We start from the raw sequence: 17,680 nt of genomic DNA, 5'->3' as shown, positions 1-17,680 counted from the left end.
CTAGAGTAAGCTTGCTAGTCGCGGTTTGCATTGGTAAAGTGAGCCAAGTTTTAATCGCTTATCATCGACACTATTTCTCAGGATTCGCCCAGCTATGTTTAAAAAGCTTCGAGGCTTGTTTTCTAACGATTTGTCTATCGACTTAGGAACAGCCAATACACTTATTTATGTAAAAGATCAGGGGATCGTTCTTAACGAGCCTTCAGTAGTGGCGATTCGCCAAGAGCGCGCTGGTAGCCCCAAAAGTGTCGCTGCGGTAGGTCATGCCGCTAAGCAAATGCTAGGCCGTACTCCTGGTAACATTTTGGCGATTCGTCCAATGAAAGATGGCGTAATTGCCGACTTTTATGTTACTGAAAAAATGCTGCAGCACTTTATTAAACAAGTTCACGATAATAACTTCTTGCGCCCAAGCCCTCGTGTTTTGGTTTGTGTTCCTTGTGGTTCTACCCAAGTTGAGCGCCGTGCAATTCGTGAATCGGCTATGGGAGCTGGAGCACGTGAGGTTTACCTAATTGACGAACCAATGGCTGCAGCGATTGGTGCCGGCTTGCCAGTATCAGAAGCTACCGGTTCTATGGTGGTAGATATTGGTGGTGGTACTACCGAAGTAGCGATTATCTCGCTAAACGGGGTTGTTTACTCTTCTTCAGTACGTATTGGTGGTGACAAGTTTGACGACGCCATTATCAACTACGTGCGTCGTAACTACGGTAGCTTAATTGGTGAAGCAACTGCCGAGCGCATTAAGCATGTTATTGGTTCTGCTTACCCAGGTGACGAAGTTCGTGAAATTGAAGTGCGTGGCCGTAACCTTGCTGAAGGAGTGCCAAGAAGCTTTACTCTGAACAGCAATGAAATCTTAGAAGCCTTGCAAGAACCTCTTTCAGGTATTGTAAGTGCCGTAATGGTAGCGCTTGAGCAAAGTCCTCCAGAGCTAGCATCTGATATTTCAGAGCGCGGTATGGTGTTAACTGGTGGTGGCGCCTTGGTTCGCGATTTAGATCGCTTATTGATGGAAGAGACCGGTATACCTGTAGTGGTTGCCGATGACCCTCTAACGTGTGTGGCACGAGGTGGCGGTAAAGCTATTGAAATGATCGACATGCACGGCGGTGACTTGTTCCATTACGAATAAGTAACACCTAACGAAGAACACACCTTGTGTTCTTCGTTTTATTTAACTTTGTTCCAAACAGACAACTACTTAGGTAACGACCGATGAAACCTATCTTCGGCCCAGGTCCATCTTTAGAGCTTCGCCTTGTGCTCGCTATTTTGTTGTCCATTTCTTTGATTTTCATCGACAGTAAACTGATTGCCTTTAAGCAAGTGCGTGTATATTTGCATTCCGCTGTGAGCCCTTTGCAATACATTGCCAATATGCCGGGTCAACTTATGGACTCAATGTCCAATCAAGTGATAACCCGTGAACAGCTGAAAAAACAAAATAGTAGCCTGCGAGAGCAGCTACTACTTAATCGCGCAGATCAATTGTTAATGGAAAGTCTAGCCAAAGAAAATACCCGTTTACGGGCTTTATTGGGCTCTCCTGTGCGTAACGATAGTCGCAAGCTGGTGGCCGAAATTATGGCCGTGGACTCCGATCCATTTTCGCATCAGGTGGTTATTGATAAAGGTAAACTCGATGGGGTGTTTGAAGGGCAACCTGTCATCAACGATATTGGTGTTATTGGTCAAGTATTGCATGTAGGCACTACCACCAGTCGAGTATTGCTTATCACCGATGCGAGTCATGGCATCCCGGTGCGTATTGCGCGAAATGACATTCGCGCAGTGGCTACCGGCACTGGCGAGTTAAATCGTTTGCAGTTGCCGCATATTCCACGAAGTACCGACATAGGTGAAGGTGATGTGTTGGTTACCTCTGGTTTAGGCGGTGTATTTCCTGAAGGCTACCCGGTGGCGGTCGTTAATCGCTTTGACTATCAGGAAGGCAAACCCTATGCCGACGTAATGGCTACACCGGTCGTTGAGTTAGATCGCTTACGTTATTTGTTACTAATTTGGCCCTAAACATTAGCTTGGTAAAGGCATAGCATGATTGAAAAAATTAATGGCCGTGGTGCCATTATCGGCAGTTTATTCATCGCATTGATATTGGCAATCATTCCTTTGCCTTTGATTGCTGACGCCTTTCGCCCGGATTGGGTATTGGTGTGTGTGTTCTACTGGACAATCGCTTTACCCCATCGCAGTAACGTGGGCATTGCCTTCGTAGTAGGCTTTATTTTAGACCTTCTGCTCGGCTCAACCTTAGGTGTTCGGGCCTTGGCAATGTCGATTGTGGCTTATATTGCCGCCACTAACTTTACCCGTTTGCGTAATTTTTCGGTTTGGCAACAAGCACTGGTGGTAGGCGGTTTAACGGGTTTAGCTAAAATAGTGGTTTTTTGGGCGGAATACCTCGTTCAAGATATTCAGTTGCCTTATGGTTACTTTTATCCGGTTATTACCACTACTGTTGCTTGGCCTTGGATATTTTTACTGCTGCGTAAATTGCGCCGCCAGTGGAAGATTTCATGATACAACAGTGCCCACTTATTTTAGCCTCAGCTTCGCCAAGAAGACGTGAACTACTAGGCCAGTTAGGCTGGGTGTTTACTTGCCAAGCCGCAGATATTGACGAATCACCAAAAGAGAATGAAGCGGCTGCAAGCTTAGTGTGCCGCTTAGCCGAAGAGAAAGCTGCAGCTATAGCTAGTTTGCATCAAGCGGATTCGGTAGCGGTGCTTGGCTCAGATACGATTGTGGTTTGTGGTGACCAAGTGCTGGGTAAACCAAAAGACGCCAATCACAGCAAAACGATGTTACGTTTGCTAAGTGCTAAGCAGCATCAAGTAATGACCGCAATTTGCCTGTATTATCAAGGTCGGGCGCATACTCAGCTAGTGACTACAGAGGTGTACTTCTGCGAGGTTTCAGATAGCCAAATCGCTGAGTATTGGGCCAGTGGTGAACCGGCAGATAAGGCCGGAAGTTATGCCATTCAAGGGCTTGGCGGTAGGTTTGTCGAACGTATTGAAGGTAGTTATAGTTCGGTGGTTGGTCTGCCATTGGTAGAGACCGACTGCTTACTCCATTTACATTTAACTCGCTAGGTTACTATGTCAGCAGAATTATTGATTAACGTTACCCCAACCGAGACTCGTGTAGCTTTAGTGGATAGCGGGATCTTGCAAGAAACCCACGTAGAACGTGATGCGCGACGCGGTATTGTTGGTAACATGTACAAGGGCCGAGTGAGTCGGGTATTACCCGGTATGCAGGCGGCTTTTGTTGATATTGGTTTAGAAAAAGCGGCATTTTTACATGCCTCTGACATTGTTCCTCATACTGAATGTGTCGACATTACCGAGCAAGAGCATTTCCAAGCGGGAAATATTGCCGAACTGGTTAGGCAAGGCCAAGACATTATGGTGCAGGTGGTTAAAGACCCACTAGGTACTAAAGGTGCACGCTTAACCACAGACATCACTTTGCCTTCACGTTACCTGGTATTTATGCCTGGCAGTAGCCATGTTGGGGTATCACAGCGGATTGAAAGTGAAGAAGAGCGGGAGCGTTTAAAAGAGATTTGTGGCGACTTTGTTGATGAGTTGGGCGGTTTTATTATTCGTACCGCGGCAGAGGGTATTGGCGCTGATGAGCTTGAACAAGATGCGGCTTTTTTAAAACGAGTATGGCGCAAGGTTCTGCAGCGTAAAGAGAGCTCGCCAAGTAAAAGTAAGCTGTACGCAGAGCTGAATTTAGCGCTGCGGATCATTCGTGATTTTGTGGGGACTCACTTAGATCGAATCCGGGTGGATTCACGGGAAACTTACGAACAACTGGTTTCTTTTAGTGCTGAGTTTGTGCCCGAATTTACCGAAATTCTTGAGTACTATGCTGGTGACAGACCGATCTTTGATTTGTTTGATGTAGAGAATGAGATTCAACGCGCCCTAAAACGACGCGTGGACCTTAAGTCTGGCGGCTACCTGATTATCGACCAGACCGAAGCGATGACCACCATCGATATCAATACTGGCGCTTTTGTTGGTCACCGAAACCTCGAAGAAACTATTTTCAATACTAATATTGAAGCAACTCAATCAATTGCTCGCCAACTGCGTTTACGCAACTTGGGTGGCATTGTGATTATCGATTTCATCGATATGGCTGATTCCGAACATCAGCGCCGTGTGCTGCATAGTTTGGAACTGGCTTTAGCTAAAGATAGGGCCAAAACTAACATTAGCGGCTTCTCTCAGTTAGGTTTAGTAGAGATGACGCGTAAACGTACTCGCGAAAGTATTGAACATATTCTGTGTGGCGAGTGTCCAACCTGTCGTGGTCGCGGTACGGTAAAAACAGTCGAGACAGTATGTTACGAAGTGCTGCGTGAAATCATTCGGGTTAATCGCGCTTATGACGCCGATAACTTCATCGTTTATGCATCGACCAAGGTGGCAGAGATGTTGATGGGAGAAGAGTCTCACAGCCTAGCAGAATTAGAGGTGTTTATTGGAAAGCAAGTTAGAGTTCAAACTGAACCAATGTACAGTCAAGAGCAATTTGACGTGGTATTAATGTAGGTTTATGGCAACTCCTTTACGCCGTGGCGCCAGAAAATGCTGGTACGGCCTTGCAATAGTATTAGTGATTATTGCCGTGTGCTTAAGTATTGCACGCGGCATTTTATCATTTGCCAGCAACTATAAAGACGACCTTGCACAGTGGTTAGTGGCCGATCAAGACGCCGAGTTACGTATTGGTCAGTTGAGTGCTCGGCTGCGCAACTTTAGACCAATGCTGGTGTTTGAAGATTCCGAGGTCGCGATTGGAGAAGATCGCAATACCCGCTTCAGTGTTGGGGCGCTGATGCTAGAACTAGATCTTTGGGAAACAATTGAGCAACGCCAAGTGGTATTCAAAGATTTGGTGCTTGATGAATTCCATTTAAAACTTAGTGTTGATCCCAACAACAGTAGGTCTTCCGGCGATTTTAGCCAAAGCTATCAAGCCATTAGTAATGTGTTTTTGGGGCAGTTGGCGCAATTTAGTTTAACCAATAGCCTCATTGAACTGAGCTTCCCAGAACATAGCATGAATTTTGATATTGCTAGTTTAGATTGGGTGAACAAGGGGGATTTACACCAAGGTAATGGTGAAATTCTGATTGGCCAAGATTTGCAAAATGGTCAAGTAAGTTTTCGCATTGACCTAATCGGCGATGCTGCCGATGTAAGTGGCTTAACGGGGAAGTTATTCGCTAAGGTTGAGCATCTTAATTTAAAAGCCATGCGCAGATTGCTGGGTGCTTCGGCACAGCATTTCGAGAGTGATGTGAACCTTTCGCTATGGGCAGAATTTGGCGCAGAGCAGCAACAACGTTGGCTAAGCCAGTGGCAACCCAGCCATTTATCGTGGGGCAAACAGAACCAACAAGTACTGCGTATTGACAACGGCCTTGTTCAGGGCCTGAAGGTGGCTGATAAGTGGCGAATTGATAAGCTACCTTGGCAGCTAAATGTTAATGATCAAAGCACCGATTTCTCGTTACAAGGTTTGGTGAGCAAACAGCAACAGGCATGGCGCTTGGCCGAGCTTGATTTAGCGACTTGGTCACCGGTGTTAGCAGTGCTAGAAGATAGCGAGTCGAGCATAACGTGGTCTCAGTTACTAAAGGGAGGGCAACTTAGCCAGCTGGAGCTTGAATATCAGCAAGCCACTAAGCAACTCACTTATCAAGCTGAGCTACTTGATGTGAGTACCCAAGGCCAAGCGTTTATTCCTAGTCTTAGCGGCTTAAATGCTAAGGTGCAAGGCGATAAATATCAGGCCAATGTCAGGTTGCAACAACAAGGCGGTTTTCACCTAGGAGTACAATTTGAAGAAACCTGGAAAATTGAAAAGCTCGATTCTGATATAGCGATTCGTTTTGCCGATCCCGGATTGAGTTTACGCAGCCGACATACTCACTTAATCACTCCTGAATTAGATTTTGCTGGCATGTGGTCGCTAACTTGGCCAAAAGATGGCGCTTGGCCAGTATTGAGCTTAATGGCGAACGCCGAAATTAGAGATGCAGGTAAAGCTTATTGGTATTATCCAGAAGTCATGCCAGATAAGGTGTTTTCTTACTTAAAAGATGCCTTGGTGGAAGGGCAGGCAAAGCATAGCCAAGTGCTGTGGTATGGCCAACTTAATAACTACCCCTATGATGCGAAGAACGGCATCTTCCAAGCCTTTGTTCCACTAGAGAATGCCACTTTCAAATTTGACCCAGATTGGCCGGCACTGGAAGAGTTGCAGCTAGATTTGCTGTTTCAAAATGATGGCCTATTTATGGAAAGTAACCGCGCACGCTTGGGCGAAGTACCAGCTCAACGGATTAGCGCTAGTATTCCTCAGTTTCAAAGTCGTTCGGAGCTTTTCATTACCGGTGAAATTGCTGGCCCGGCGGAAGGCGTGCAAGACTATCTATTGCAGTCCCCCATCGAAGCGCTTAGCGATAGCTTAGCGCAATTGCCTTTAGGTGGCGGAGACGTAGCTGGTGAGATTTACTTGAACATCCCGCTTTATGATGGCGAGGTTGAGGTAAATGGTCATGTTGATTTTAATGGTAACAGCATTGATGTTAAGCCGGCCGGCATGAGCTTGGGCCAGGTGAATGGCCGCTTATATTTTCAAAATGAAAAGTTACGTACTAATAACTTAAGTGCACTGTGGCGCGGCATGCCGCTGGACATTAAATTTAGTACTCAAGCCTCGGCAGATAACTACTTACTTAACTTCGATCTCGTAGGCCGTTGGCCGCTGCGTGATGCGCAGCGAGCCTTTGGTATTCTGCTTAGCGATTATACTTCTGGTAGCCTTAATTGGCAGGGCGATTTAGATATTCGCTTAAAACCCGAAGGCCAGTTCGATTATAAGGGCGATTTTCGAAGTGACTTGCTAGGGCTCGCCCTAACGCTTCCTGAACCTATTCAAAAACGCCCAGCAGAAACTTGGCCTACCGCACTGAGTATTAGTGGCGATGGTTTAAGTGGAAAACTACAGCTAGAATCTAACCAACTGATCTCTGCTGTTGCTCAAGTTGATTTTGTCGATGAGCAGAAACAGCTTAAATATGCCTTGCTTAATTTAGGGAAAGATAACGATTTACTGTGGCAGGGCGAAGGCTTAGCGATGTCTTTTGATTTCGCTCAGCTAGATTTAGAGCCATGGTTAAAGTGGTCAAAGCAACAAATTAAGTTCACCCCAGAAAAACCAGAATCAAGCTACACCAACGTGAGTCTCACTGTACCGCCTTTGATGTTTATCCGCGGATCTGTTGATGAAGCGCAGTTACTCGGCCAAAAACTAAACAACCTCAATATTGCTTATTTGCCGCGCAGTAAAACCCAGCTGCAAATTGAATCTGAACAGTTGATAGCTAGTGTTGCGGTGCCTGATGCGCCAAGCATCGAAGAAGCCGTGAAGATAAACATTGAGAAAGCACAGCTGAATGAGCTAGATTTTTCCCAACTGGATAGTGAAGCTGAGCAAACCCAAGCAGTGGCTGAACAGCAAGGCAGTTCTTTGCTTGAAGTATTGCCACCAATAGCGATTAGCTGTAACGACTGTCAGTTTGGTGACTATCGTATCGGTAACGTTAAACTAGACCTGCCAATAGAAAACCAAGCGATGGAGAATGGCCGTTTATGGGTTGATTGGGGTCATAGCCAACTTACCGCAGCGATGTTTTGGAACATAGTAGACGAGCAAGAGCAAGCCGGGTTTGCTGGTAGCTTCGATAGCTCTAGCATGGAACAAGTTATTGAAGATTTAGGCCGAGATAGCCCTTTAAAAGGCACACCTGCACGCTTTACCTTTGATGTAAGTTGGCAAGACAGCTTACTTAAACCACAAATGAACAGCTTGGATGGCTCTATATCGGTGAAGACCGATAAGGGTGTTGTTACTGAGATGAGCGACAAGGGGACGCGCTTGCTCACCCTCGCTAGCCTAGATACCATCCGACGCCGCTTACAGCTTGATTTTAGTGATGTATTTGAAAAAGGGCTGCACTTTGATTCAATGAGTGGCAGCATTAATTTTGATAATGGCGTGGGTAACAATCAAGACTTTTACTTAGATGGTGTAGCTGGCGCAATGCGTGGTAAAGGTGAAGTTGACTTCCGCGATGGCCAAATTGATTATCGAGTGAGTTACTCACCTAAAGTGACATCCAGTCTACCGGTACTTGCCGCCTTTTTGGTAACACCTGCGACTGGAGTTGCAGTGTTGGCATTGTCTAAACTGCTAGAGCCAGTGGTGGAAGTGGTGACGCAAATTGATTTCGCCCTTACCGGTAATCTTGCTGAGCCAGAGCTTATCGAGCTTGAGCGGGTGAAACAAGAAATTAAAGTCCCCGATGAATTTAGAGCCAAAGAGTCTCGCCAATGAAACTGATCGCCCTACAAATGACCTCAAACGGTGTGGTCGAAGACAATCTCAAGCAGGCTGAAGATTTACTGCAACAGGCTAAGCCTAAGGCCGGTGACTTAGTGCTATTGCCCGAGAACTTCGCTTGTTATGGTGGTGGCGATAAGGTCTATATGTCTATCGCCGAGCATTTAGGCAAAGGGCCTATTCAAACTTGGCTTAGCCAACAAGCCAAGTTATATGGCATTTATTTGGTGGCTGGTAGCGTGCCAACAAAAGCTGTAGAACAGCACCGTTGTTACACCTCCAGTTTGGCTTTCTCTCCTGCTGGAGAGTTGTTACAGCATTATCACAAACTCCACTTGTTTGATGTGGATGTGGCTGACAACGTGGGGAGTTACCGAGAATCAGACAGTTTTGTTGCTGGTGAGCAGCTCGCTTGGTTTGATATGGGCGCAATTCGAGTAGGAATGGCGATTTGTTTTGATTTACGTTTTCCTTACTTATTTCAGCTGCTGCGCCAACAGGGCTGTGATATTGTATTAGTTCCTGCTGCATTTACTGCATTAACTGGGGAAGCCCACTGGCAAGCGTTACTGCAAGCCAGAGCCATAGAAAACCAACTCTATTTAGTGGCCGCCAATCAAACAGGAACACATAAAAATCAACGCCAAACTTGGGGGCACTCGATGATTGTTGACCCATGGGGGCGTTGTTTAGATCTACAGCCAAGCGGAACGGGGCCAGCAAGAGCCGATTTTAATCCGCAGCTATTACAGCAAATTAGGGACCGGATGCCCGTGCCGTTGCATGGTCAATTACAACTAGGGTGGAGAGAATAAACACTATGTCGTTTGAAAAAGTCAGTCAGTCATTACTGGTGCCGGGAGGCATTGGCGAACAAGAGCTAAGTATGGCGCTGACCGAAGTGGCAAAACACCAAATTGATTATGCTGATCTGTTCTTCCAACATAGCCGCCACGAATCGTGGGTGTTGGAAGACGGTATTGTAAAGGAAGGAAGCTATAACATTGAGCAAGGCGTAGGAGTTCGCGCAATAAGTGGCGAGCAAACCGGTTTTGCCTATTCCGATGTGATTAATAACAGCGCCTTGTTACAAACTTGCCAAGCAGCACGAGGCATCAGCTCCAAAGGTGTAAACGCCAAGATTAAACCTTTTAGTAAGGTTTCTGCCGAACAGTTTTATCAAGCTGATAATCCATTAGTGAGTCTGTCTAATCAGCAAAAAATTGCCCTATTAGAGCGAGCAGACAAATATGCGCGCAGCTTAGATCCTGCTGTTACTCAAGTAATTGTTAGTTTGAGTGGTGTTTATGAAGAGGTATTGGTTGCTGCCAGTGATGGTACCTTAGCGGCCGATATTCGCCCTTTAATTCGCTTTAATTGTAGTGTATTGGTGGAACGTAACCAGCGCCGAGAGCGAGGCTCCGCTGGTGGCGGTGGACGTCGGAATTACAGTTACTTTTTAGAAGATGTTAATGGGCGCGAGCGGGCCATGGGCTTTGTTGATGAAGCAGTGCGCCAAGCCTTAGTAAACTTAGAGGCTGTAGATGCCCCAGCTGGCTTAATGCCGGTGGTATTAGGTGCTGGTTGGCCTGGTGTATTGCTGCACGAAGCTGTCGGTCATGGTCTAGAAGGCGATTTTAACCGTAAGGGCTCTTCGGCTTTTAGTGGTTGTATGGGTGAGCAAGTGGCCTCAAGCCTATGTACTATTGTTGACGATGGTACCTTAGGGCAGCGCAGAGGCTCTGTAAATATTGATGATGAAGGCACGCCAGGACAATACAATGTATTGATAGAAAATGGTGTACTGAAAGGCTATATGCAAGACAAGCATAATGCTCAGTTAATGAATACCCGCTCTACTGGTAATGGTCGTCGTGAATCTTACGCGCATTTACCTTTACCACGTATGACCAATACTTATATGTTACCTGGCGAAAGCGAACCTGAAGAACTGATAGCCTCGGTGAAAAAAGGGATCTTTGCGCCTAATTTTGGTGGCGGACAGGTGGACATTACTTCGGGTAAATTTGTATTTTCCGCTTCAGAAGCTTATTTAATCGAAGATGGAAAGATTACCACGCCAATTAAAGGTGCAACACTGATTGGCTGTGGTCCAGAAGCAATGCAACAGGTGTCTATGGTAGGCAATGACCTCGCTCTTGACCAAGGGGTTGGGGTATGTGGCAAGGAAGGTCAAAGTGTACCTGTTGGAGTTGGTCAACCCAGTGTTAAACTCGATGAGTTAACGGTTGGCGGTACAGCGTAAATTAATTGCGTAAAAAAAGGGGCTTAGGCCCCTTTTTTGTTTTTAGCTTATTAAGCGTTTTCTTTTAAATACTTAGCTAAATCTTGGTGAGCCTTTGCTGGCTTTTCTTGCTCGGCTTCTTTTTTGGCTTGGCGCACTAATTGGCGTAGCTTTTGGCGCTCTAAACTTGGGTTTTGCTCAAGCAACTGATTAATTGCAGCATCGCCTTCGGCAACCAATAAATCACGCTGCTTTTCCAACGCTAATTGCGCTTGAGCTTGATAAATGTGCTTGTTGCGAATTTTATCTAAGCCTGCACTGATTGCTTCTTCATCTTCGGTACGCATTACCTTGCCAATGTAATTCATATGGCGACGCGCCGCTTCTCTCTTGTCTTTTAGGCGTTTAGCTAAGGCAATGGCTTCGCGCAGTGTTGGGCTCATTTCAATAGTGGCGAGTTGCGGTTTGGTTAGGGCAACTAACTCGGCACCTATTTTTTTCAGCCGATCTGCTTCACGTTTGATTTCAGACTTGCTGATCCAATCGTCTTCGTCATCATAGGGCTGTTGATTCTTCATTTTTAACTCTCGTGGTACTTTTTTTCATATCTTACCAGTTCTTGCATATGGTCGCTCGATGAGTTTTGTTATGCTAGTGCTATGCATGGAGATGAAGAATAACAATGAGCCCTGAAAAACAAGTTAGCCAAGAGTTAAGTCAATTGAAGCAGGCGGTGGAATTCGCCTTAGAGCAAGCCAAACAGTTGGGTGCCGATGAGTCTGAAGTATCGATTTCAAAGCAAACCGGGATTTGTGTAGCAACCCGTGATCAACAGGTTGAGACTTTGGAGTTTAATCACGATGGCGCCTTAGGCATCGCCGTATACTCAGCTAATTGTAAGGGCAGTGCTTCAACCTCAGACTTAAGCCCAGAAGCGATAAAAAATGCAGTGAAAGCTGCCTATGATATCTCGCAATACACATCGAAAGATTCTGCCGCTGGAATTGCCGACAAGCAACTTCTAGCTAGCGATATTCCTGATCTAGAGTTATTTCATCCTCATCCCTTAGAACCTGATTATTTTATTGATGTGGCTAAGCAGTGCGAAGATATTGCTTTGCGCAATCCACAAATTAAGGCGAGTGATGGCGCTAACATCAATAGCCATTATGGTGTGAAGGTATATGGCAATAGCCACGGCTTTTTAGCCGGTTATCCAACTAGTCGTCATAGCATTAGTTGCATGCTAATTGCTGGCGAAAAAGAGATGCAACGTGACTATGCCTACAGTGTGGCGCGTGATTTTGCAGATCTTGATAGTATTGAAACCATAGCAGCTAAAGCCCAGCAAAAAACCCTAGGGCGCTTAAATAGCCAAAAAATCTCTACCTGCGAAGTACCCGTGGTATTTGACCAAGATGTAGCCAGTGGGTTATTTGGTCATTTAGTTGGGGCCATTAGTGGTGGTAACTTGTACCGTCGTTCGTCGTTCTTGTTAGATAGCTTAGGCAGGCAATTATTCCCTAGTTGGTTGTCGATTTACGAAGACCCATTTATTAAAAAAGGCTTGTCGAGTACGCCATTTGATAGTGAAGGCGTAGCACCAACCGCGAAGCACATTATTGCTGACGGTAAGTTAGAAACTTACTTACTTACCAGTTATTCAGCGCGTAAGTTAGGAATGCAAAGCACCGGCCATGCTGGTGGTATTCATAACTGGAAGGTTAAGCACAGTGGCATAAGTCGCGCAGAGTTACTTAAGCAAATGGGCACCGGCTTGCTAGTGACAGAGATGATGGGCCAAGGGGTAAATACCGTAACTGGTGATTATTCACGTGGCGCAGCAGGTTACTGGGTCGAAAACGGCGAGATTGCTTTCCCTGTGCATGAAATTACCGTGGCCAGCACTCTGCAAGAGATGTTTGCCAATATCGTGGCGATCGCTGACGACTTTGATAAAGAAAGCGCAATTCAGTCGGGCTCGGTGCTGATCTCATCAATGAAAGTAGCAGGTAGCTAGGCGTTAATTCTCAGCTCTTAACCTTGTTGTTTGAACAGGTTAAGAGCCGTTGACCAGATAACTCTGTCGTTTAGGCCAGCACTAAGGTGGCCATCCCTAAGAAAGAAAATAGCCCCATTACATCAGTCACGGTGGTTAAGGCCATACCGCCAGCTAGTGCTGGGTCAATTTTAAATTTCTTCATTAACAGCGGAATAGTTACGCCGGCTAAACCGGCCAGTGACATGTTAATAAACATCGCACCAGCAATAATAATCCCTAAGGTCCAATCGCCTTTCCATAGAGTAACTACCAAGGCAATGACAGTTGCCCAGATAATCCCATTTAGCATGCCAATCGCAGCTTCCTTGCCTATTAACCAACGTGAATTGCCTTCACCAATATGCCCCACAGCTAAACCACGAATAACCAAAGCAAGGGTCTGATTACCAGCAATACCGCCCATGCTGGGTACAATCGTCATTAAAATGGCCAAGGTGGCTAACTGCTCTAGGGTAGATTCAAACATATTGCTGATGGAGGCCGCCACTAAGGCCGCGCACAGGTTTACTGCTAACCAAAAGGTGCGGCGTTGGGTACTTTTAACCACTGGGGCAAAGGTATCTTCATCATCATCCATGCCCGCCATACCCATCATGCTGTGCTCGGCATTTTCGCGAATAATATCGACCACATCATCAATGGTGATCCGGCCTAGCAGTTTACCTTGTTCATCAACTACTGGAGCCGAAATCCAGTCATGGCGTTCAAATAAAGCTGCAACGTCGTTTTCATCCATAGATACATGGATGGTTTCTGCGTTTCCATCCATTACTTCTCGAACATTAACGTTGGGGCTTACTGTAAGCAGAGTAGATAAAGGAATGTCGCCCAGTAGCAAGTCATCTTCGTCAACTACGTACAGGGCGTCGGTAGCCTCTGGCAGTTCGCCACGTAAACGTAAGTAGCGCAATACCACATCGATACTTACGTCGGCCCGTAAGGTAATGGTATCGGTATTCATGATACTGCCAGCAGTATCTTCAGGGTAAGCTAGAGCAGCTTCTACACGGTGCCTGTCTTGACCATCCATTTGCTCAAGAACTTCTTGGTACACGCTGTCGGGCAGACTTCTTAGTACATAAGCGATGTCGTCGGTGTCCATGCCTTCAGTTGCGGCGGCCAGTGTTTCTGGTGCCATTAACTGAAGTACCCCTTCCATTACATCTTCGTTTAGCTCTTCGAGAATTTCACCATGTTGCTCGGGGTCGGTAAGTTGCCATAACACTTTACGCCCTGCTGGTGGGCTAGATTCTAGTAATAGTGCTACGTCACAGGGAGGCATTTGATGAAGCATGCGCCTAACATGCACGAACATACCGCTGTCGAGGGCTTGGTTTAGCTCCTGTAAGCGTTTGTGCTGATTAGGGTTTAACTCCATCTCTTCTGGCATAAGCGATCCCTATTGTTATTTTGTTATGTACTGCTTGCTAATTGTAGCTTGGCTTTATTGCGTATAGATTTATTCTTCGTTGAAGTTAGCTTCTACTAGGGCTTGAACCGCATCTAGAGCGGCTTCTGCGTCTGCACCTTCAGATACTATGGTTAACGTACTTCCTTGCGCACTGGCTAGTACCAGTAAACCCATAACGCTGGCAGCAGAAGCCGTTTTCTCACCGTCGATAATACTCAGCTCAGCGTCAAATTGCTGAGCCAGCTCAACCAACTTGGTGGCAGGACGTGCGTGCAGACCTAATTTGTTTTTTACTACTACTTGTCTAGTGAGCTTCAAGGCGATGTTCCAAAGTTCGGTGGCGTCGTTGTATTTTTCGATGAGCGCTAAAAAGGCTAGCAAGCTGCTCGGCCACATACACCGAGCGATGTTGCCCGCCAGTACAGCCAATCGCAATGGTTAAATAGGCTCGATTGTTAGCTTCTAAATGCGGTAACCAAGATTGCAATAACTGGCTAATCTGCTCGATATATTGGGTAACTAAAGGCTGCGCAGCCAAGTATTCTTGCACGGCTTTATCTAAGCCGGTAAGTGGGCGTAGCTCTTCTTGCCAATGCGGGTTAGGTAAAAAACGCGCATCAAACATGTAGTCGGCATCGTTAGGCACACCATTTTTAAATCCAAAGGATTCGAACACCAAAATTAGCTGTTGTTGTTGGTCACCAGTAACGCGTGAGCGAATCAAGCCGCTTAGCTCGTGTACCGATAAACGGGAAGTGTCGATACGCAAATCGGCATTTCTAGAAATGGGGGCTAATAGCTCGGTTTCTGATTCAATCGCTTCTGCTAAAGATAAGTTGCTTTGGCTAAGCGGGTGTACCCTGCGTGTTTCGCTGTAACGGCGGATCAGCGCTTCATCTTTCGCATCTAAAAAAATGCTTAACAGATTAATGTCAGGCCCTGCATCTCGTATTAGCTGTCCTACCGGTGATAGCTCATCGGGAAGATTTCGAATATCAATGCTAATTGCTACTTTAGAATAGGTTTTTTTTAAGTTGTCGATAAGTGATTGCCAAAGCACAACCGGCAAGTTGTCGACGCAATAGTAGCCGAGATCTTCCAATACTCTTAAGGCGACGGTTTTACCTGAACCCGAGCGCCCACTAACGATGATCAGTTCCATGATAATCCCTAAGGCTGATTAGAGTATTAGGCTACCATGATGTCGTACAATTCGTCATCACTTTGTGCACAACGAAGTTGTTTACATATTTGCTTATCGTTAAGTTTTTCAGCTACTTGAGCAAGAGTATTAAGATGTTGCTTACATTGATCTTCGGGTACTAGTAATGCAAATACCAAGTCTACTGGCTTGTTATCTATTGCATCGAAGGAAATAGGGGGATCGCAACGCAAGAAAACCGCTGTGGCTTGATGCTGGTTGTCGATACGGCCATGAGGAATAGCGATGCCTTGGCCAATACCTGTACTGCCCATTTTTTCTCGATTTAACAAGCTTTCAAAAATGCATTGGGTAGTGGTATCAAGCTGTTTGGCAGCCAGTTCGCTCACTATTTCTAGGGCGCGTTTTTTTGAAGAGCATTGAACTGCACTTTGGGTGCAGTCCAAGCTAAGTACTTTATTTAGTTGCATGGGGGGGCTAACGTTTGTTAAGTTTTTCTTTATGTTTGATGACTTGGCGATCAAGTTTATCAATCAGGCTGTCGATGGCGGCATACATGTCAGAATGCTCAGAGGTTGCAAATACTTCGCCGCCGTTTAAATGTAATGTGGCTTCAGCAATTTGGTTCAGTTTTTCTACGTTGAGGATGACGTGAACGTTATTGATCTGATCGAATCGTCGGGTGAGTTTGGCAAACTTGGTGTGGACATATTCTTTCAAAGATTCAGTTATTTCTACGTGGTGTCCAGTAAGGTTAATTTGCATAGATATCTTCCCCTTTTAGTGGCCTTAGATAAGGCTCTTACGTTGGTTAGAAGGTGGAATTGCTAAAGACTCACGATATTTAGCGATCGTACGTCTTGCCACCTTGATCCCCTGATCTGCCAAAATATCAGCAATTTTGCTGTCGCTGAGTGGTTTACTGGTATTTTCGGCAGCTACCAGTTTCTTGATTAATGCACGAATAGCGGTTGACGAACACTCACCCCCGCCATCGGTAGCCACATGGCTAGAAAAGAAATATTTAAGTTCGAAGATGCCGCGAGGTGTGTGCATGAATTTTTGGGTGGTTACCCGGGAAATAGTGGATTCATGCATTTCTACAGCTTCTGCTACATCGTTCAGTACCATTGGCTTCATGGCTTCTTCGCCATATTCAAAAAACGCCTGTTGATGATGAACAATGCAGTTGGATACTTTTAATAGGGTTTCATTTCGGCTCTCGATACTTTTAATAAACCACTTGGCTTCTTGTAAGTGGCTACGAATAAACTGGGTATCGTTAGCGTTGGTAGAGGTTTTACTTAAAGATGCATAGTGGGAGTTAACACGCAACTTAGGCATTGCATCTGGGTTGAGCTCTACAACCCAGCGGCCTTGGCGTTTTACAACCGATACATCCGGAATAACATACTGGGCTTGATTAGGCTCAACCGCGTTACCAGGTCGAGGTTCAAGCGTATGAATCAAACGCATGACTTCGCGTAACTGGTCTTCTTTAAGTTTGGTTTTGCGGGCTAATAGACGAAAATCGCGATTAGCCAATACATCAATATGATTTGAAACTACATCTTTGGCTTCATTTAGCCAAGGTGTATCTTCAACAAAACGGCTTAGTTGAATCAGTAGGCACTCCTGCAGTGAGCGAGCCGCAATACCAACAGGGTCGAAATGTTGGATGCGTTTAAGTACTGCTTCTACTTCATCTAGCTCTACATCTAAGTCATTGTTATCGCTTGAACGTAAGCCCTCTAGTAGCTGCTCACAGTCTTGGGTGAGGTAGCCCGATTCATCTACTGCATCAATAATGGCTAAAGCAATAGCTTGGTCTACTTCACTAAATGGAGTGAGTTGCATTTGCCACAATAAGTGGTCTTGTAAAGAGTCGACAGTTTCGCCCTGAAACAACATATCGTTGTCATCGCTAACCGCGCTGCCAGATGAGCTGGCTGGGGCAGAACTGGCGCTGTAGATATCGTCCCAAGTAGAGTCAACAGGAAGGTCGTCAGAAACAGTTTCTTGATTAATGGCATCGCCTGCTTCAATTTGACTGTTGTCTATGTCAGCAGTGGATTCGGCCTCGGTAGACTTCTCGTTGGCAGATTTAGCGTCGGTTGCGTCACTATCACTGGCGTGAGACTCATCCGCCTCAAGCAGAGGGTTACTTTCCAGAGCCTCTTGAATCTCTTGCTGTAAATCCAGTGTTGAAAGCTGGAGTAAGCGAATGGCCTGTTGTAACTGGGGGGTCATGGTTAACTGCTGACCAAGACGCAACTGCAAAGATGCTTTCATTAACTACCGCTGTTCCTTCTTCTTATTGTCTTTTTTTAAACTTGCACT

16 protein-coding genes are annotated in these 17,680 nt (G+C 45.8%); 9 read left to right on the top strand and 7 right to left on the bottom strand.

The genetic code is table 11. The features are described 5' to 3' along the window. Positions 1 to 94: 94 nt before the first annotated feature. The 8 genes from OAG1_RS18355 (at position 95) to tldD (ending at position 10,726) form a co-directional block, all read left to right on the top strand. On the top strand, positions 95 to 1,138 hold the full coding sequence (locus OAG1_RS18355; RefSeq protein WP_016400728.1) for a rod shape-determining protein: 1,044 nt from the start codon (positions 95 to 97) through the stop codon (positions 1,136 to 1,138). A gap of 83 nt (positions 1,139 to 1,221) precedes the next feature. Beyond that, positions 1,222 to 2,037 carry a rod shape-determining protein MreC gene (mreC, locus tag OAG1_RS18350; protein ID WP_016400729.1) on the top strand — a complete coding sequence of 272 codons (816 nt, stop codon included), beginning with the start codon at positions 1,222 to 1,224 and terminating at the stop codon, positions 2,035 to 2,037. 24 nt (positions 2,038 to 2,061) lie between these two features. Next, positions 2,062 to 2,547 carry a rod shape-determining protein MreD gene (mreD, locus tag OAG1_RS18345; protein WP_016400730.1) on the top strand — a complete coding sequence of 162 codons (486 nt, stop codon included), beginning with the start codon at positions 2,062 to 2,064 and terminating at the stop codon, positions 2,545 to 2,547. Next, entirely contained in the window at positions 2,544 to 3,122 is a 579-nt protein-coding gene (locus OAG1_RS18340) for a Maf family protein (RefSeq protein WP_338622292.1), read from the top strand. Before mreD ends, OAG1_RS18340 begins: the two co-directional genes overlap by 4 nt. Positions 3,123 to 3,128: 6 nt before the next feature. Next, complete coding sequence (gene rng, locus OAG1_RS18335; RefSeq protein ID WP_016400732.1) at positions 3,129 to 4,598, top strand: ribonuclease G; 1,470 nt, start codon at positions 3,129 to 3,131, stop codon at positions 4,596 to 4,598. Positions 4,599 to 4,602: 4 nt separating this feature from the next. After that, a complete protein-coding gene (locus OAG1_RS18330; protein WP_338622291.1) occupies positions 4,603 to 8,454 on the top strand; it encodes a YhdP family protein in 3,852 nt (1,283 codons plus the stop codon). Next, positions 8,451 to 9,275 carry a carbon-nitrogen hydrolase family protein gene (locus tag OAG1_RS18325; RefSeq protein WP_338622290.1) on the top strand — a complete coding sequence of 275 codons (825 nt, stop codon included), beginning with the start codon at positions 8,451 to 8,453 and terminating at the stop codon, positions 9,273 to 9,275. Before OAG1_RS18330 ends, OAG1_RS18325 begins: the two co-directional genes overlap by 4 nt. Positions 9,276 to 9,280: 5 nt before the next feature. Further along, positions 9,281 to 10,726 (top strand): metalloprotease TldD, encoded by a 1,446-nt coding sequence (gene tldD / locus OAG1_RS18320; RefSeq protein WP_338622289.1) that lies wholly within the window; start codon positions 9,281 to 9,283, stop codon positions 10,724 to 10,726. Positions 10,727 to 10,776: 50 nt separating this feature from the next. Here tldD and yjgA read toward each other — a convergent pair whose 3' ends face one another. Next, positions 10,777 to 11,283 (bottom strand): ribosome biogenesis factor YjgA, encoded by a 507-nt coding sequence (gene yjgA / locus OAG1_RS18315; RefSeq protein ID WP_338622288.1) that lies wholly within the window; start codon positions 11,281 to 11,283, stop codon positions 10,777 to 10,779. A 104-nt stretch (positions 11,284 to 11,387) separates the two neighbouring features. Between yjgA and pmbA the strand changes: the two genes are divergently transcribed. Beyond that, complete coding sequence (pmbA, locus tag OAG1_RS18310; RefSeq protein WP_338622287.1) at positions 11,388 to 12,725, top strand: metalloprotease PmbA; 1,338 nt, start codon at positions 11,388 to 11,390, stop codon at positions 12,723 to 12,725. A gap of 70 nt (positions 12,726 to 12,795) precedes the next feature. On the opposite strand, the gene mgtE is transcribed toward pmbA, so the two are convergent. The 6 genes from mgtE to OAG1_RS18280 all read right to left on the bottom strand — a co-directional run bounded on the left by mgtE (position 12,796) and on the right by OAG1_RS18280 (position 17,632). After that, positions 12,796 to 14,157 (bottom strand): magnesium transporter, encoded by a 1,362-nt coding sequence (gene mgtE / locus OAG1_RS18305; RefSeq protein ID WP_338622286.1) that lies wholly within the window; start codon positions 14,155 to 14,157, stop codon positions 12,796 to 12,798. A gap of 69 nt (positions 14,158 to 14,226) precedes the next feature. Beyond that, positions 14,227 to 14,496 carry an HPr family phosphocarrier protein gene (locus tag OAG1_RS18300; RefSeq protein ID WP_016400739.1) on the bottom strand — a complete coding sequence of 90 codons (270 nt, stop codon included), beginning with the start codon at positions 14,494 to 14,496 and terminating at the stop codon, positions 14,227 to 14,229. After that, positions 14,483 to 15,340 (bottom strand): RNase adapter RapZ, encoded by an 858-nt coding sequence (gene rapZ / locus OAG1_RS18295; RefSeq protein ID WP_338622285.1) that lies wholly within the window; start codon positions 15,338 to 15,340, stop codon positions 14,483 to 14,485. The genes OAG1_RS18300 and rapZ overlap by 14 nt, the downstream gene beginning before the upstream one ends. A 26-nt stretch (positions 15,341 to 15,366) precedes the next feature. Next, a complete protein-coding gene (gene ptsN, locus OAG1_RS18290) occupies positions 15,367 to 15,810 on the bottom strand; it encodes a PTS IIA-like nitrogen regulatory protein PtsN (protein WP_016400741.1) in 444 nt (147 codons plus the stop codon). Between the two features lie 7 nt (positions 15,811 to 15,817). Continuing rightward, positions 15,818 to 16,105 carry a ribosome hibernation promoting factor gene (hpf, locus tag OAG1_RS18285; RefSeq protein ID WP_016400742.1) on the bottom strand — a complete coding sequence of 96 codons (288 nt, stop codon included), beginning with the start codon at positions 16,103 to 16,105 and terminating at the stop codon, positions 15,818 to 15,820. Positions 16,106 to 16,129: 24 nt separating this feature from the next. Further along, positions 16,130 to 17,632, bottom strand: coding sequence for an RNA polymerase factor sigma-54 (locus OAG1_RS18280; RefSeq protein WP_338622284.1), 1,503 nt, complete (start codon positions 17,630 to 17,632; stop codon positions 16,130 to 16,132). Between the last annotated feature and the right edge of the window lie 48 nt (positions 17,633 to 17,680).

The sequence above is a fragment of the Agarivorans sp. OAG1 genome (genome assembly GCF_037076485.1).
Classification (GTDB): Bacteria; Pseudomonadota; Gammaproteobacteria; order Enterobacterales; family Celerinatantimonadaceae; genus Agarivorans; species Agarivorans albus.
The sequence above is the reverse complement of the archived record's forward strand: the minus strand, read 5'-3'. Positions and strand labels throughout refer to the sequence as shown.

Bases quoted from the DNA above. Each gene is read 5' to 3' on its own strand.
- rng (WP_016400732.1), top strand. From the start codon at position 3,129: ATGTCAGCAGAATTATTGATTAACGTTACCCCAACCGAGACTCGTGTA.
- tldD (WP_338622289.1), top strand. From the start codon at position 9,281: ATGTCGTTTGAAAAAGTCAGTCAGTCATTACTGGTGCCGGGAGGCATT.
- rapZ (WP_338622285.1), bottom strand. From the start codon at position 15,340: ATGGAACTGATCATCGTTAGTGGGCGCTCGGGTTCAGGTAAAACCGTC.
- pmbA (WP_338622287.1), top strand. From the start codon at position 11,388: ATGAGCCCTGAAAAACAAGTTAGCCAAGAGTTAAGTCAATTGAAGCAG.
- OAG1_RS18325 (WP_338622290.1), top strand. From the start codon at position 8,451: ATGAAACTGATCGCCCTACAAATGACCTCAAACGGTGTGGTCGAAGAC.
- OAG1_RS18340 (WP_338622292.1), top strand. From the start codon at position 2,544: ATGATACAACAGTGCCCACTTATTTTAGCCTCAGCTTCGCCAAGAAGA.
- yjgA (WP_338622288.1), bottom strand. From the start codon at position 11,283: ATGAAGAATCAACAGCCCTATGATGACGAAGACGATTGGATCAGCAAG.
- OAG1_RS18330 (WP_338622291.1), top strand. From the start codon at position 4,603: ATGGCAACTCCTTTACGCCGTGGCGCCAGAAAATGCTGGTACGGCCTT.
- OAG1_RS18355 (WP_016400728.1), top strand. From the start codon at position 95: ATGTTTAAAAAGCTTCGAGGCTTGTTTTCTAACGATTTGTCTATCGAC.
- mreD (WP_016400730.1), top strand. From the start codon at position 2,062: ATGATTGAAAAAATTAATGGCCGTGGTGCCATTATCGGCAGTTTATTC.
- mgtE (WP_338622286.1), bottom strand. From the start codon at position 14,157: ATGCCAGAAGAGATGGAGTTAAACCCTAATCAGCACAAACGCTTACAG.
- OAG1_RS18280 (WP_338622284.1), bottom strand. From the start codon at position 17,632: ATGAAAGCATCTTTGCAGTTGCGTCTTGGTCAGCAGTTAACCATGACC.
- hpf (WP_016400742.1), bottom strand. From the start codon at position 16,105: ATGCAAATTAACCTTACTGGACACCACGTAGAAATAACTGAATCTTTG.
- mreC (WP_016400729.1), top strand. From the start codon at position 1,222: ATGAAACCTATCTTCGGCCCAGGTCCATCTTTAGAGCTTCGCCTTGTG.
- ptsN (WP_016400741.1), bottom strand. From the start codon at position 15,810: ATGCAACTAAATAAAGTACTTAGCTTGGACTGCACCCAAAGTGCAGTT.